13 protein-coding genes are annotated in these 15,588 nt (G+C 73.8%); 8 read left to right on the plus strand and 5 right to left on the minus strand.

The window, feature by feature from the left end:
- Positions 1-38: 38 nt before the first annotated feature.
- Positions 39-689 carry a maleylpyruvate isomerase family mycothiol-dependent enzyme gene (locus ABZ385_RS01740; protein ID WP_358909085.1) on the minus strand — a complete coding sequence of 217 codons (651 nt, stop codon included), beginning with the start codon at positions 687-689 and terminating at the stop codon, positions 39-41.
- Positions 690-759: 70 nt separating this feature from the next.
- Here ABZ385_RS01740 and ABZ385_RS01745 point away from each other — a divergent pair, with 70 nt between their 5' ends.
- Positions 760-1,671: a LysR family transcriptional regulator gene (locus tag ABZ385_RS01745; RefSeq protein ID WP_358909087.1), complete on the plus strand. Its 912-nt coding sequence runs from the start codon at positions 760-762 to the stop codon at positions 1,669-1,671.
- Between the two features lie 124 nt (positions 1,672-1,795).
- Positions 1,796-3,445 carry a GMC oxidoreductase gene (locus ABZ385_RS01750; RefSeq protein WP_358909089.1) on the plus strand — a complete coding sequence of 550 codons (1,650 nt, stop codon included), beginning with the start codon at positions 1,796-1,798 and terminating at the stop codon, positions 3,443-3,445.
- A 30-nt stretch (positions 3,446-3,475) separates the two neighbouring features.
- Here the strand turns inward: ABZ385_RS01750 and ABZ385_RS01755 are convergent, their stop codons facing one another.
- Both ABZ385_RS01755 and ABZ385_RS01760 read right to left on the minus strand, forming a co-directional pair.
- Positions 3,476-3,967 carry a carboxymuconolactone decarboxylase family protein gene (locus ABZ385_RS01755; protein WP_358700330.1) on the minus strand — a complete coding sequence of 164 codons (492 nt, stop codon included), beginning with the start codon at positions 3,965-3,967 and terminating at the stop codon, positions 3,476-3,478.
- 3 nt (positions 3,968-3,970) lie between these two features.
- Positions 3,971-5,047, minus strand: coding sequence for a dihydrodipicolinate reductase (locus ABZ385_RS01760; protein WP_358909091.1), 1,077 nt, complete (start codon positions 5,045-5,047; stop codon positions 3,971-3,973).
- A 226-nt stretch (positions 5,048-5,273) separates the two neighbouring features.
- Between ABZ385_RS01760 and ABZ385_RS01765 the strand changes: the two genes are divergently transcribed.
- From ABZ385_RS01765 to ABZ385_RS01785, 5 genes are read left to right on the plus strand one after another with little or no spacing between them, the layout of a single operon-like run.
- A complete protein-coding gene (locus ABZ385_RS01765) occupies positions 5,274-6,479 on the plus strand; it encodes a radical SAM protein (protein ID WP_358909093.1) in 1,206 nt (401 codons plus the stop codon).
- Between the two features lie 7 nt (positions 6,480-6,486).
- A complete protein-coding gene (locus ABZ385_RS01770; protein ID WP_358909095.1) occupies positions 6,487-8,625 on the plus strand; it encodes a DegT/DnrJ/EryC1/StrS family aminotransferase in 2,139 nt (712 codons plus the stop codon).
- A complete protein-coding gene (locus ABZ385_RS01775; protein ID WP_358909097.1) occupies positions 8,622-9,809 on the plus strand; it encodes a hypothetical protein in 1,188 nt (395 codons plus the stop codon). The genes ABZ385_RS01770 and ABZ385_RS01775 overlap by 4 nt, the downstream gene beginning before the upstream one ends.
- 9 nt (positions 9,810-9,818) lie before the next feature.
- On the plus strand, positions 9,819-10,940 hold the full coding sequence (locus tag ABZ385_RS01780; protein ID WP_358909099.1) for a hypothetical protein: 1,122 nt from the start codon (positions 9,819-9,821) through the stop codon (positions 10,938-10,940).
- A gap of 16 nt (positions 10,941-10,956) precedes the next feature.
- Entirely contained in the window at positions 10,957-11,817 is an 861-nt protein-coding gene (locus tag ABZ385_RS01785) for a phytanoyl-CoA dioxygenase family protein (RefSeq protein WP_358590278.1), read from the plus strand.
- A gap of 18 nt (positions 11,818-11,835) precedes the next feature.
- On the opposite strand, the gene ABZ385_RS01790 is transcribed toward ABZ385_RS01785, so the two are convergent.
- Both ABZ385_RS01790 and ABZ385_RS01795 read right to left on the minus strand, forming a co-directional pair.
- Entirely contained in the window at positions 11,836-12,786 is a 951-nt protein-coding gene (locus ABZ385_RS01790) for a Gfo/Idh/MocA family oxidoreductase (RefSeq protein WP_358909101.1), read from the minus strand.
- 25 nt (positions 12,787-12,811) lie between these two features.
- Positions 12,812-13,813 (minus strand): zinc-binding dehydrogenase, encoded by a 1,002-nt coding sequence (locus tag ABZ385_RS01795; protein ID WP_358909103.1) that lies wholly within the window; start codon positions 13,811-13,813, stop codon positions 12,812-12,814.
- A 236-nt stretch (positions 13,814-14,049) separates the two neighbouring features.
- Here ABZ385_RS01795 and ABZ385_RS01800 point away from each other — a divergent pair, with 236 nt between their 5' ends.
- Positions 14,050-15,561 carry a glycoside hydrolase family 3 N-terminal domain-containing protein gene (locus ABZ385_RS01800; RefSeq protein WP_358909105.1) on the plus strand — a complete coding sequence of 504 codons (1,512 nt, stop codon included), beginning with the start codon at positions 14,050-14,052 and terminating at the stop codon, positions 15,559-15,561.
- Positions 15,562-15,588 lie beyond the last annotated feature (27 nt).

Genomic DNA, 15,588 nt, shown 5'->3' on the forward strand with positions numbered 1-15,588 from the left:
GGCCCGAATGTGACAACCGCGCGCCGCGGAAGCCTCGTTCACCGCAGCAGGTAGCGCTCGCCACCCTCACCGCGCAGCCTGCCCGGTGGCACCTTGCGGCCGAACGCGACCAGCAGAAGGTCCTGCGCGGCGCCACGCACCGGGGCGCCGCTGCCGTACGTCCAGTCGAGGTCGTCGGCGTGCAGGGCGACGCCCCTGAGGTCGGCCCCGAAGAATTTCAGGCTCTTGGCGTCGACGGCGGCCAGGAGGAGGCGCACGCGCTCGGGCGGGACGCGGCGGTCCAGGCCGAGGGCCACGGTCACGTCGAGCCCGTGCACCACGTCGTGGCCCAGCGCCGAGGTGTATCCGCCGACCGGGGGCGTCCACGGGTGGTGCGCGTTGTCCCGGATCTGCGCGGTGAGGTCTTCGGTGGTGAGGGCGGCGGCGTCGGCGCGGGCGCAGCGGTCCGTCATGCGGTGCAGGCTGCCGCGCGCCTTCGCCAGTTCCCACAGGGTCCTCGGCAGCGAGTGGCGAAAGCCCAGGGACATGTGGGCGACGACCTCGCGAACCCGCCAACCGGCGCAGAGCGAGGGGGCGTTCCACTGGGAGCCGTGCAACCTGTCGAACAGGTCGGCCAGTTCACGGCGTTCAGCGGCGATCTCCGCACGGATGCGGCTCTCGGTCGGTGTCGTCCCGCGTGTCTTCCCCATGACTTCAGGGTGATCAAGAACCGGCCATAAGTCCAAGAGCTTCCCGTTCTCGCCACTAGCATCATCCGTTATGGAGCTCCGGCAGTTGCAGTACTTCGTCGCCGTGGTGGAGGAGGCCAACTTCACCCGCGCGGCGGCCCGGCTGCATCTGGCCCAGCCCGGGGTGAGCGCGCAGATCCGGCGGCTCGAACGCGAGCTGGGCCACCGGCTCCTCGACCGCTCCGGCCGTACGGTGACGCCGACCGAGGTGGGTCGTGCCGTACTGGCCCACGCGCGGGCGGCGCTGGCCGCCGCCGAGGGGGCGCGGCGGACCGCGGACGAGTTCACGGGGCTGCTGCGCGGTCATGTCTCGCTCGGTCTCGTGTCCGGCGCGGCCACCGGTGAGTTCGACGTGGTGTCCGTGCTCGCCGACTTCCACGACGCGCATCCGCGGGTGGAGATCTCCCTCACCGAGGACACCTCCGACCGGATGCTCGCCGCGCTGCGCCGGGGTGAGCTGGACTTCGCGCTGCTGGGCCTCACGTCGCGGGAGCCGCCGCCGGACGTGGCGCTGGACGTGGTGGTCGACGAGCCGCTGGTCGCCGCCGTGGCGCCAGGCGATCCGCTGCTGCGCCCCGAGGACCGGGCGAGCGTGCCGCTGGCCGAGCTGGCGGGGCGTGCGCTGATCAGCCTGCCGCGCGGCACCGGGTTGCGCGGAGTTCTCGACGCGGCCTGCGCCGAGGCGGGTTTCCGGCCGGTCATCGCCTTCGAGGCCGCCTCGCCCGAGGTCCTCACCCGGCTCGCGGCCCGCGGTCTCGGCGTGGCGGTGCTGCCCGCGCTGCCCGAAGGGACCGCCGCCGGCCTCGGCCTGCGCACGCTGCCGCTCACCGACCCGCGGCCGCGCGGCCGGATCGCGCTGACCTGGCGGGCGGACGGCCCGGCGACGCCCGCGGCCCGCGCCCTCCTCGCCTGCCTGCGGGCGGAGTTGAACGGCGCCGGGTGACCCGTGAGGGAGCGGGCCGTTCGAGAGGCGGGACCGGACAGAAATTACTTCCAGGTATGGCGTGACTTCCCTTGCGGGGAGCAGTAGAACTCGTTCCAGTTCGCCCCAGAGTGAGGAAGATCCCATGGACGCTGCATCCGAGCCCGGCACGTTGTCCGGCGCGACATCACGGCGGAGGTTCATCGCTGGAACAGGTTCTCTTCTCGGTGGCCTCGCACTCGCGGGCCGCGCCACGCCGGCCGGCGCCCGGAGCGGGCCACGGGCGTCGGCCGCTCCCCTCACGGACGGTGCCCGCGTGGCCGCCCTGGTGATCGGCACCGGGTACGGCGGCTCCGTCGCCGCCCTGCGGCTGGCCGAGGCGGGGGTCGAGGTCCACATGGCCGAGATGGGCATGGCCTGGGACACGCCCGGCCCCGACGGCAAGATATTCGCCAACACCACCAGCCCCGACTACCGTTCGTACTGGCTGCGCACCAGGACCAAGCAGCCGCTGAGCAACTTCCTCGGTTTCCCGATCGACAAGGCCGTGCCGCGCCACACGGGCATCCTGGACGCCGAGGAGTTCGGCGGCATCACCGTCTACCAGGGCCGGGGCGTCGGCGGCGGCTCACTGGTCAACGGCGGCATGGCGGTCACCCCGAGGCGCGAGAACTTCGCGGCCGTACTGCCCACGGTCGACGCGGCCGAGATGTACGGCACCTACTATCCGCGGGCCAACGCCGGGCTCGGCGTGAACACCGTCGACCCCGACTGGTTCGAGACGGCCGAGTGCTACCAGTACGCCCGGGTGGGCCGCGAGCACGCCCGGCGCTCCGGCTTCCCCTTCGTGTTCGTGCCCGACGTGTACGACTGGGACCACATGGAGCGGGAGCAGGCGGGCACCGCCCCGAGGTCCGCGCTGGCCGGGGAGATCCTCTACGGCAACAACCACGGCAAGAAGACGCTCCAGCAGACCTATCTGGCCCGCGCCAAGGCGACCGGTCGGGTCACCGTCTCACCGCTGCACAAGGTCACCACGGTCGCCCCGGCCGCCGGGGGCGGCTACCGGGTCACGATCGACCAGATCGACACCGAGGGGAACACCGTCGCCACCAAGGAGGTGACGGCCGACAAGGTCTTCTTCGCCGCGGGCAGCGTCGGCACCAGCAAGCTGCTCGTCAAGCTGCGGGCGACGGGCGCGCTGCCGCGCCTCAACGACGAGGTCGGCACGGGCTGGGGCGACAACGGCAACGTCATGTGCGGGCGCGCCAACCACATGTGGGACGCGACCGGCGCTCTCCAGTCGTCCATCCCGACGGCCGGCATCGACAACTGGGCGGCGGGCGGCGCGTTCGCCGAGGTCGCGCCGCTGCCGACGGGGATCGAGACGTACGCCTCGTTCTACCTGTCGATCACCAAGAACCCGCACCGCGCCCGGTTCACCTGGAACGCGGCGGCGGGCCGGGCCGAACTGGACTGGCAGACCGCCTGGAAGCAGCCCTCCATCGAGGCCGCCAAGACGATCTTCGACAAGATCAACGCCAAGGAGGGCACGATCTACCGCACCGACCTCTTCGGCGCGTACAAGATCTGGGGCGACCACCTCACCTACCACCCGCTCGGCGGGGCCGTCCTCGGCCGGGCCACGGACAACTACGGGCGTCTGCAGGGCTATCCGGGGCTCTACGTCATCGACGGCGCGCTGATCCCCGGCAACACCAGCGTCAACCCGTTCGTGACCATCACGGCGCTCGCCGAGCGGAACATCGAGAAGATCGTCGCCACCGATCTATGAGTCCCTCGCCGGCGCCCCACCGGCACCCCGTCAGTGCTTCGGCAGCACGCACACCGTGTCGAGGCCGAGCACATGATTGAGCCGGCCGAACGCCAGCCATGACCCGATGCTCATGCTCAGCTCCACGATCTCGGCCTGGCCGTAGTGCGCGGTCATCCGCGTCCAGAACTCCTCGTCGAGACCGTGGTGGTCCAGGGTGTACCGCTCGGCGTACTCCGCGGCCAGCCTCGTGCGGTCGTCGAAGGCGTCGGTGGTACGCCACCGGGCGACCGCGTCGGCGAACTCCTCCTCCACCTTCCGTCCGTCGCGCTCGGTGCGCCAGTCCAGGCAGAACGCGCAGCCGTTGAGCTGCGCGACCCGCAGCCGCGCCGCCTCGAACTCGCGCAGCCCGAGCGTCGTGTGGGCGTAGACCGCGAGGGAGAAGTGCGACGCGGCCGCGCCGATCTCGGGGACCATCTCGCCCCACACGTAGGGGATCGCGTCCTTGCCCTCGGGGATGTCGATGCGCGGGAACGCGCCCATGGGTCACTTCCTTCCGAGCCGGCCCGCCGCCGGGCGCAGCGGGACGTCGAGCGCGTCGTAGAGGCCGGGTCGGGCGTCCACGAGCCAGTCGATGGCGTTCACCAGGCGGCCGACGGCGGTGGCGTTGCCGCCCGCGGAGCGGTTCTCGCCCTCGTCCGCGGCCTCGACCGTCACCTCGATGCGGGGGCGGCCCTCCACGATCACGCGGTGCGCGCCGTCCCCGCCGCCGGGCGGCGCGGGCCAGTCCGGCGCGCAGGACGGATGGATACGGGTGACGTGCTCGACGACGATGCGGGGTTCGCCTCCCACGATGCCCCGCACCTCGAAGCGGACGGCGCCCTGGGTGCCTGCGGCGAACTCCCCCATCGTGCGCGTGCGCACCGTCGCGCCGAGGGGTCGCCGCGCCAAGGACTCGGTGACGGCGTCCAGTTCGGCGCCGAGCGCCCTGGCGATCAGACGGATCTGGCCGCCCCACACCAGTGTCGGGACCGACGGCGCCAGCATCGGCGGCTCGTACTCCATCGGCTGCCCCATGCCGATGAGGTGGCGGACGGAGTCCTCCTGGTCGTACGTGGAGTAGTCGAAGATCTCCTGGCAGCGGATCGCGTCGACGGTGGTGCCGAGTCCGCTGATCAGCAGGGGCAGTACGTCGTTGGCCCAGCCCGGGTCCACCCCGGACACGAAGAGCGAGCCCCCGCCCGCGGCGACGGCGGCGAGGACCGGGTCCCGGAACTCCCCCGGCGCGCCGTGCCGGTCGTAGAGCGGGTACAGCGCGGGCGTGACCACCACGGCGCCCGCCCGGACGGCCCTGACGACGTCGTCCAGGGCCTCGGCGGGGCGCAGGTCGCCGGAGGCCGCGTACACGACGGCGCGCGCTCCGGCGGCGAGCGCGGCGTCGACGTCGTCCGTCGCCGCCACCCCCACCTCCTGTCCGAGCCCGGCGAGTTCGCCGGCGTCCCGGCCGACCTTCGCCGCGCTGTGCACGAGTACGCCCGCGAGCGTGAGCGCCGGATGGGCCTCCACGGCACGGACGGCCGCGCGGCCGACATTGCCGGTGCCCCAGACCACCGTGGGAATCATGCGCGGAGGGTAGCGGCCCGGCCTGAGGGATGACAGAGCCGAGCGCCCCCTGAACCAGAGCAGTTCGCCGACGTCCGGCCACTGGGGGCCGGGGCCCGGCCCAAGGGCTCCTTGTGGCGTCAACTCCCTTGTTGTCTAGACCCGTTGACAGTCCGGACCGGTCTCCCTAATGTCGCAAAGGACCGTCTCGGACAGCGTCACCGCACATCGATCGCGTGGGGGGTTCGTGAACAGCACACCCGGTTCCGGCGACATTCGCATCGCGGCCCCACACAATCGAGAAGGCCTGCCGATCGTCAGTCTCGATCAGGCGCACTCCCCGCAGAAGGTCCTCGCCCACGGGGAGCTGCTGCGCCGCTTCGTCGCGGGCCAGGAGATCAAGCCCGTCCATATGCGGATCGGCATCATGGGCGCCTGCAACATGCGCTGCAACTTCTGCAACTTCCACTCCCCCAACGAAGAGCAGTTCTACGACCTGTTCTCGTTCAAGGACTCGATCGCCACCGACAAGGCCGTCACGCTGCTGCGCGAGTTCGCCGCCAACGACGGACGCGCGGTGACCTTCTGCGGCAGCGGTGAGTGCACCATCCACCCGGGCTACACCGAGATCTGCCGGGCGGGGCACGCGGCCGGGCTGCGGATCGGGCTGATCACCAACGGCTCCCGGCTGGGCCGCCCGAAGACTACCTCCTGCGTCGCCGAGACCCACACCTGGGTCCGCATCGGACTGAACGCGGGCACGGAGGCGACCTTCGACGAGATCACGCGGGACCGCGAGCAGACGTTCTCCCGGTTCATCGGCTCGGTCGGCCGGCTCAGGCAGAGCGCCGTCGACCCCGACTTCCGCATCGGCTTCAACTACGTGATCACCCTGCAGAACTATCGGGAGATCATGGCGGCCGCCCATATCGCCCGGGATTCCGGCGCGCATTACGTGCGTTTCGAACCGGAGTTCTACAGCGCCCTCGGCCACGAGACCATCGAATCGGTGATGCCGGAGATCTCCGAGTCGCTCACCGCCGCCGCCGCGCTCTCCACCCCGGACTTCGAGGTGTCGGTGCCCAAGCTGGACCGCGGGCCGATGGACCAGGTGGAAGAGGTGGAGGGCGACTTCGAGCACTGCCACTACAGCCGTTTCGTCACGGCGGTCGGTGCCGACGGAAACCTGTATCCGTGCCCCCAGGTGCATCTCAACAGCCGCTATCTGATCGGCGACGTGGTCGAGCAGGGGTACGCCGAAGTACTCGAAGGCGGCCCGCGCGCCGAGTGGGAAGCCTCCAACCCGCGCCGGACCGACCTGTGCAAATCGTGTTTCTACCGCCCGCAGAACGAACTCCTGGAACTCCTCAAACGCGGCCAGATCAAACTGGACGAGGCGCTGGACGCCTACGCGCTGGAAGTGCCCAGCACCCTGCACGCCGATTTCGTCTGAGCCGCGCATGCAGCTCCGTCACCTGCGCCGGCTCCTGACCGCCGAACCGGCCCTGCGCCACGAGCCCTTGGACGGCGCCGGAAGCCGCTCCGCGCGGCTGCGTGCCGTGGTGGCGCGGCTGGCCCGCGTGGAGCGGGCGCCGCTCACCGTCACCGGGAGCCACACCGCCGTGAGCGACGGACTGCACCGCGAACGGCTGATGTTCGACTCGCCGGTACGCGGCGCCTTCCCCGGCACCCTCCTCGCCCCGCCGAGCGGCGCGCCCGGCCCGGCCGTCCTCGTCCTCGGCGGCAAGAACGCCCGCCTCGACCAGCTCACCGGCGCCGAGCCCCCCGACCACCCGGACCGCAACGTCGCCGAACAGCTGGCCCGCGCGGGCTTCGTCACCCTCTCCTTCGACCACGGCATCGGCGGCGGCCTGGACGGCGGGCGCACGGCCGGGCGGGACGAGGGCACGCTGCTCGCCCACGCGTTCACGCTGACCGGCCGCTCGCTGCTGGGCGCGCTCGTCGGTGACGCCCTGGGCGCACTCGACGTCCTCGCGGCCCATCCACGGGTGGACCCCGAACGCGTAGGCCTGTTCGGGCACAGCCTCGGCGCGGCGGTCGCCCTGCACACCGCGCTGCTCGCACCCCGCGCGGGTCTTCCGCTCTGCGCGGCCAGTCATCTGGGCAGCTACCAGGCGCTGTTCGTGCGGCTCCTGACGGGCCACGAGGGAGCGGTGCTTCCCGGCATCCTGGAGTACGCCGACCTGGCCGACCTGTATGCCGCGCTCGCCCCGGCCCCGCTCCAGCTCCAGTACGGCACGGCCGACGCCTACCTGGAACCGGCCGACGCGCGGGCCGCCGCGGAGACGGTCCGCGCGGCGTACGAGAGCGCCGGGTCGGCAGCCGCCTCCTCGGGCGCCCCCGCGCTGGAGGTGCACGAGCTGCCCATGGGCCACGGCACGCACGTCGGCCACGCGGCGGACTTCTTCACGCGCGCCCTGTCCGCCGGACGGCGGCCCGCTCCCGCTCCGGTCCCGGCCCAGCGCGTCCACTTCACCGTGTCCGACCGGCGCGCCGTGCTCGACCGCGTCGACGCCGCGCTCGCCTCCGGTGTCCTCACCCAGGGCCCGCAGGTCGCCCGGTTCGAGGAGCTGGCCCGCCCCTGGACCGGCACCCGGACCGCCGCCGTCGCCTCCGGTTCGGCGGCCCTGGAGATCGCGCTGCGCATCATCGGCGTGGCCGGCCGCACGGTGCTCATGCCCGTCAACACGTTCTTCGCGACGGCCGCGGCGGCGGTGCGCGCCCAGGCGGCCGTACGGTTCGTCGACATCGAGCCGGACGGCCTCGGCATGGACCCGGACGCGCTGCGCGTCGCCCTGGACCGGTGTCCCGACACGGCCGCCGTGCTGCCGGTCCACATCGGCGGCATCGTGTCACCCGCGCTCGACGGGGTCCTCGCGCACTGCCGGGAGCGCGGCATCCCCGTGGTGGAGGACGCCGCGCACGCCTTCGGCGCCACGCTGGACGGGCGTCCGGCGGGCGGCTTCGGCCGGTTCGGCGCCTTCTCCTTCTTCCCGACGAAGGTCGCCGTCAGCGGTGAGGGCGGCCTGCTGTCCGCCGCGCTGCCCGGCGATCTGGAGCAGGTGCGGCGCTGGCGCGACCACGGCAAGAGCGCCCAGGGCTCCACCCTGCACGACCGCCCGGGCGGCAACTGGCGGCTGAGCGAACTCCACGCCGCCGTCGGCACGGTCGACCTGGAGCGCTTCTCCCGCACCCTGGCGAGGCGTCGCGAACTGGCGGCCCGCTACGACGCGTTGCTCGCCGACGTGCCGGGCATCCGGCCGCACGCCGTGCCCCGCGCCTCGGGCGGCAACTTCTACAAGTACCTCGCCTACCCCGACCCCGACGGGCCGCTGGACCGCGCGCTCCTGAAGAAGCGGCTGCGGGAGCGGCACGGCGTGGCGCTCGCCGGTGAGGTGTACGACCATCTGCTGTGCGACCACCCCTACTTCGCGTCCGGTGCCCACCGGGCGGCGCCCGGCGGGTTCGAGCACGCCCGCTGGTTCGCCCGGCACCATGTCGCGCTGCCGCTGTACCCGTCCCTGACGGAGGCCGAGCAGATCCGGGTGGTCGCCGCGCTCCGCAGAGAGCTGTCGTGACGGCGGTGCTCGGCGCGTTCCGCAGGGGTGGCTGGCACACCTCCCCGGACACCGCCGCGCTGCCGGGCCCGAGGACGGCGTACCGTCTCGCGCTGGTCCCGGAGATCGTCGCCGACGCCGACCACAAGTGGTGGCAGGCCGTGCGCACCGATCTGCCGCCGCTCACCGACCGCCGTGAACTGCTGCTCGCCGCCCTGGAGTTGTTCGCCCAGGGCAGGGTCGAGATCGGGGGTCTCGGCGAGCAGGACGCCGACGGCTTCCGCGCGGCGCTGTGGGAGACGGCGGGGCTGCCCGGACCGCTCGTGGACCGCTGGTGCGCGCTGCTCCGCGAGAGCCTGCTGAAAGCGGGCGCCGGGGCGCCGGCCGACGACCGGCTGGCCCTCGTCGCGCTGCCGGGGAACACCTTCACCTGCCTGGACTCCGTGCTCGGCGAGGCCGAGCGGTCCGGAGCCGTGTGGGTGCGCCCCAGCCGGCGCGAGCCGCTCTCCGCCGCCCGGCTCGTCGCCGCCCTGCTCGCCGTCGGCTGGCCCGCCGCCCGCCTCGGCCTCTACCCCTGCGCGCAGCGGTCGCTGCACGGCCTGTTGCGGCGCGCCGACCGCCAGGTGGTCTACGGCGGGACCGGCCTGGCCGCGGCACTGCGTACGGCCCCCACGCTCACCCTGCACGGGCCGGGCCGGGGCTGCGCCCTGGTGCCCTCCGGGATGCCGGCCGGCGAGGCCGTGGCCTGGCTGCTGCCCCTGGTCGCGGGCGATTCGGGGCGGTTCTGCAGCAACGTACGCACCATCATCTGCGCGGACCGCGAACAGAGCGCCTCCCTCGCGTCCTCTCTCGCCGACGCCCTCGACGCGATCGCCCCGGCCCGCCACCACACCGACTGGCCGCTCACCGTCTTCCGCGACCCGGACACGGCCCACCGGGCCCTGCGCTCGGTCCGGGAGCGGATGCGCCCGGACGACCGGATGCTCACCCGCCGGGACCCGATCGCCCTCGTCGACGGAGCCCCCTGCGTACTGCCCCGGCTCGTGCTGATCCAGGACCCCGAAGGCCATCCCCTGGTCGGCCACGAAGTCCCCTTCCCCTTCGCCGCCGTCCTGCACGCGCGGCCCGACGCCGTGCGGTCCTTCACCGCCGGGTCCCTGTTCGTGCACCGCCCCGTGCCGTCCGCGCCCCGCCCAGCGAAGTGAGGCCCCGCGATGACCACCGCCTTCGGCACGCTTGCCGCCACCTTGCGCACGCGCGTTCCGGAGCTGGGCATCGACCTCGACACGTGGACGCGGCGCATGATGCGCTGGCACTTCGACCCGCGGACGGCGAGCCCCTTCTGGGCGGCCCGGCGCGGCTCGCTCGGCTTCGACCCCGTCAAGGACGTCGACGGCTTCGCCGCGCTGGAGCTGTTCGGCCTCTTCGACAAGGCGGAACTGCGCGCCGCCCACGCCCGTGACCTGCTGCCCCGCGGCTACCGCGACCGGCCCTTCCGCGTCTTCGAGACCGGCGGCACCACCGGCGCGCCCTGCCGGATCGTCAACGTCACGCGCCTGGCGTACGACGTGGAGATCTACCGCATGGTCCTGGAGGCGCGCGGCGTGGCGGGCGGCGACGTCCTCGCCATGACGCCGAGCGGCCCGCACGCGTACGGGCACTTCGTGGAGGGCCTCGCGGACAGCTGGCGCGGCGCCGTGCACTCCATCGACTTCGACCCGCGCTGGGTGAAGGCCGCGCTGCGCTCGGGCGGTGAGGCGGACGCGTACACCGTGCACCTGGTCGACCAGACCCTGACTCTGCTGACCGCCGAGCGCCCCGCGCTGCTCTTCACCACCTCGCGGCTGCTCCTGGAACTCGCGATGCGACTGCCGCGCCCCCTGCGCGCGTACGGCGTCCGCGCGGTGTGCACGGGCGGGACGTCGTGCACGGCGGCCGAGGCCCGGTTCCTGCGCGAGGAGCACCTGGCGGGCGTGCAGTGGATCGACACGTACGGCAACACGCTGGTCGGGCACGCGCTCCAGGGCGACGCGGCGGCGGGCGCGGCGGCCGGGCTGCCGGACGGGGCGGGGCACTCCTACCATCTGCCGCCGCCCTTCGCGGTGCTGCGGGTCGTGGACCCCACCGACCCGTGGCGCGAGGTCGCCGTCGGCGGGCGCGGGCGCGTGCGGGCCACGACGCTCCTCGAAGACCTCTTCCTGCCGAACCTCCTGGAGCGGGACAGCGCGGTCAGGACCGGCCCGCACCCCTGGTTCCCCTGGGACGGGGTGGCCGCGGTGCGGCCCTTCCGGGCGGACGGCGAGGGCTCCGCCGAGGCGGTGGAAGGCGTCTACTGACCGAAGGACACCCCCAGTGAACTTGTCGTCGAACGGCGTGCCCATCCCCTTCACGCCGGAACTCTTCGGCCGGCTGCGGCCCAGCGCCGACCTGCTGTCGTCGCGGGATCCGGCGGCGCTGCGCGCGCGGCTCCATGCGGACGGCTACCTGTACCTGCCGGGGCTGCTCGACCGCGGAGAGGTGCTGGGGCTGCGCGGCCGGTACTTCTCGCTGTTCCCGCCGGGGCTGCTCGCGGCGGGCAGCGACCCGCGCGACGGCGTGTTCTCCGGGCGGGTGCCCGCGCGGATCCCGGAGTACGGGGTTCCGGGGCATCCCGCGTACGCCTTCGTGCGCTCGGCGCCCTTCGCCCGGTTCGTGGGCGACCCCGCCCTCGCCGCGCTCGCCTCCCAGCTCCTCGACGCCGACGTCCGGATGCTGCCGCGCCGCATCCTGCGCCACTTCCACCGGGGCACGCGCCGCGCCTCGCGCGCCCATGTCGACTTCGACTACATGGACCGGGGTTCGCCGCGCGTCGTCACCCTGTGGATCCCCGTCGGCGACTGCCCGCCCGCGACCGGCGCGCTCGTGTACCTGGAGGGCTCGCACCGGCTGGCACCGGAGGAGTACGCGCCGCTGCGCGACATCACCGACCGGCCGGGCGACCGCCGCCAGATCTGCCACGACCTGGCGCTCACCGCCCGTACGCTGGGCCGCCGCTGGCTCTGGGCGGACTTCGCGGCGGGCGACGTGATGGTGCACCTGCCGCACATCATCCACGCGTCCCTGGACACCACGACGGACGCGATGCGCCTGTCCGTCGACGCCCGCTTCGTACGCCGCGACGACCGACCCGACCCGCGCTGGCTGCGGCCCTGGTCGGCGGACGACGGGGCGTGAGGTGCCCGTCGTGGGCGATCAGGTTCCGAGCCGGATCGGGCGGGCGCCCATCGCGTTCGAACGCTGTGCCGCCGTGATCACATCATCCACCAGCCGGGCCTCCGCCACCGGGCACACCGGCGCCCGGCCCTGTCCGACGGCCGCCGCGAAGTCGGCGAGCAGCGGCTGGTGGGGGTTGGCCGCCGGGGGCAGGTGGAGCGGGGCCCCGGTCAGCCCCACGAGCCGTCCCGCGTCGAGCGGGTCGAGCGTCACGGCGCGCCCGCCCCCGGTCAGCTCGACGCGGTCCACGGGCGGGCCCTCGCCCCACTCCAGGAGGCAGCGCGCCCTCAGCCCCGACGGCCAGGTCAGGGTGAGGTCGGCCCGCCGCTCCGCGCCTTCGGGGAAACGGTCGCCGAGCCGCGCCGTCAGTTCGTACGGCTGCCCGAAGAGGTGGAGCAGCAGGTCGACGCGGTGGCTTCCGGCGTCGGCGAGTACGCCACCGCCCGAGACGGCGGGGTCGGTGCGCCAGCGCATCGGGTCGCCGGGGCCCGGATCGAAGGGGCACCGGAAGCGCACGTCGACCCGCTCGGGCGTCCACCGGGCGAGTTCCGCGCGCAGTCGGCGCGGGGCCGGCGCGAGCCTGCGGTAGTACGCGACGCCCGCGCACCGCCCGGCCGCCGCCAGCGTGCCGCCGGTGGCGAGGCCCCCGGCGAGCGGCTTCTCGACGAGGACCGGCAGCCCGGCGTCCAACGCGGCGCGGGCGAGCGGCACATGGCTCGCGACGGGCGTGGCGACGTACACGGCGTCGACGCCCGTGAGCAGCAGCCCGGGGTCGGCGCCGGACCTGGCGACGCCGAACCGCCGGGCGACGCGCGCCGCGCGGTGCGGGTCGCGGCCCCACAGGGCGGCCGGTTCCTCGCCGAGCGCGCGCAGGGCCGGCAGCGCGCGGCGCGTCACGATGTCGCCGTATCCGGCGATGGCCCACCTCACGGGTTCAGGGCGCACGCCCGCGGGTTCACGGGACGATCGCCACCTTCAGCGTCTCGCGCGGCGGCCCGGCGTAGGGGGCGTGCTCGCCGTCGGGGTACAGGGCGCGGCTCGCGGAGAGCTGCTCCATGGCCTTCGGCAGCTCGTCCAGGGGGTAGGTGTGCGTGTGCAGGTCGGGAAGGCGCAGGGCCTCGGTGCGGCGGTGGGCGAGGCGTTCGGCGGCGGCGAGGGCTTCGGCGCGCGCGGTGTCCAGGGGTTCGGCGGAGCTGTGCACCCGCAGTCCCTTGCGCTCCCAGGTGACCAAATCGAGGGTGACGTGCGTGTCGATGTGATGGGTGCCGAGGAGGACGACGAGACCGTTCTGGCGTACGAGTCCGACGCAGGCGTTGAGCGTGGTGGGCGTGCCGACGGCGTCCACGGCGACGTCGAAGTCCGCGCCGATCGCCGCCAGTTGTTCGCTGCCGCCGTCCACGCGGCGTACCGCGTCGGCGCCCGCGGTGGACGACCGTTCGAGGCGCCACACGTCGAGGTCGGCGACGACGGCCTCGGCGGCGCCGCGTGCCAGCGCGACACGCAGCGCCAGCTGCCCGACGGGACCCTGTCCGACGATCGCCACACGGTCGCCGAGCCGCACGCCGCGGGTGGCGTGCACGGCCAGCGGCAGCAGTTGCAGGATCGCGCCCTGCTCGAAGGGGACGGCGTCGGGCAGCGCGCCCACGGATATCTCGCGGGCCAGCGCGAAGTCGGCGTACCCGGTGGTGAGCGGGGTCCGCACGAAGACCCGCTGCCCGGGCACGACCCGGCTCACGCCGGCGCCGGTCGCCTCGACGGTCCCGGCGATCTCATGACCGAAACAGCCCTCGGAGCAGTGCGCGCGCAGGCCGTAGTAGTGGAAGTAGGCGAGGTCGCTGCGGTTGCAGACCGTGCAGGCGCGCACGCGCACGAGCACCTCCAGCGGCCCCGGCTCCGGCACCGCCACGTCGGTGACCAGTCTGATGTCGCGCCTGCCGACGAGTTCATACCTGCGCATGGCCTTCCCCCCACCGGTTGCGATCAGCGGACGACTCCAGCATCGCCCAACTTCTCCTCGCGGGAGCTCGATTCGCCCGCCTCGGCCGGTTCCGGCTTCTTGACAGCTCCGATCGCCGCGCGCCAATATCCACTATCCGATTGGCCTGGACCAATCTGCAGGAGCCCCGCTGGGTGCCCCACGTCCCACGGGCCACGCCCCGTACGCCACGTACCCGCACCTTCGGAGGTCGCGCCATGGCACCGAGCAGTGACCCCACTCTGGAGCAGCTGGCCAACTCCGTGCTGCAGCCCGGCTTCGAGGGCACCACGGCCCCCGACTGGGTGCGCCGCCGCATCGCCGAGGGCCTGCGCTCCGTCGTGCTGTTCGCGCGGAACATCGAGACGCCCGAGCAGGTCGCCCGCCTCACCGCGAGCCTGCGCGCGGAGAACCCGGACCTCATCGTCGCCATCGACGAGGAGGCGGGCGACGTGACCCGTCTGGAGGCGTGGACGGGCTCGTCCCGGCCCGGCAACCTCGCCCTCGGCGCGGTGGACGACATCGACCTGACCGAGCGCGTGGCGCACGACATCGGCCGCGACCTGCACGCCGCCGGCGTGTCCCTCAACTTCGCGCCCAGCGCGGACGTGAACTCCAATCCCCTCAACCCGGTGATCGGCGTACGCTCCTTCGGCTCCCGCACCGACCTCGTCTCCCGTCACACGGCCGCCTGGATCCGCGGCCTGCAGAGCGCCGGCGTCGCCGCCTGCGCCAAGCACTTCCCCGGCCACGGGGACACGGTGGTCGACTCGCACTACGGTCTGCCGCAGGTGCGGGGCTCCGCCGAGGAGATCGCGCTCACGGCGCTGCCGCCGTTCATCGCCGCGCAGGAGGCGGGCGTCCGCGCGGTGATGACCGCCCATGTGCTGGCTCCCGCGTACGACCCCGACCTGCCGGCGACGCTCAGCCACCGCATTCTGGTGGACCTGCTCCGCGGCGAGCTGGGGTTCGACGGGCTCCTGGTCACCGACGGCATCGAGATGGGCGCCGTCACCGACCGCTACGGCATCGACGGGGCCACCGTCCGGGCGGTCGCGGGCGGGGTGGACGCGGTGTGCGTGGGCGGCGAGAGCGCCGCGGAGGCCACGGTCGACCTGCTCGCCACGGCCCTGGTCAAGGCCGTGCTCGGCGGCTCGCTCCCCGAGGAGCGGCTGGCGGCGGCGAGCGCCCGGGTCGCCGCGTTCGCCGCGTGGTCGGGCGAGCGCTCCCGGGCCGTGGCGGGGGCGGTGCGGGACTCGGACATCGGCCTGGTCGCGGCGCGCCGCGCGGTCCGCGTGCGCCACCGCTCCAAGACGGTGCTGCCCCTCACGGGCGCGCCGCACGTGGTGGAGCTGTCCCCCACGATGAACCTCGCCGTCGACGGCCACACCCCCTGGGGCGTCGCCGGCCCTTTGCGCGACCTGCGTCCGGGCACGACGTCCGTACGCCTGACCGAGCCTGAACTGGCGCACGAGGGCGACCTTTTGGAGCGGGAGGCCCTGGCTCCGGCGACGGGCCGGGCCTTGGTGGTGGTGGTCCGCGACGCGGCCCGCCACCGCTGGATGACCGACACGCTGACCCGCCTCCTGCGCAGCCGCCCCGACGCGCTGGTGGTCGAGATGGGCGTCCCGGGGGGCGACACGCCGGGCGCCGCCCATCTGATCACACACGGGGCGACCCGGGTGTCCGGGATCGCGGCGGCGGAACTCCTGGTGGGGGCCGGCGCCTGACCCGCCCCGCCGGGCGCCGGCCCCGTA

Source organism: Streptomyces sp. NPDC005898 (assembly GCF_040629635.1).
Lineage (GTDB): Bacteria > Actinomycetota > Actinomycetes > Streptomycetales > Streptomycetaceae > Streptomyces.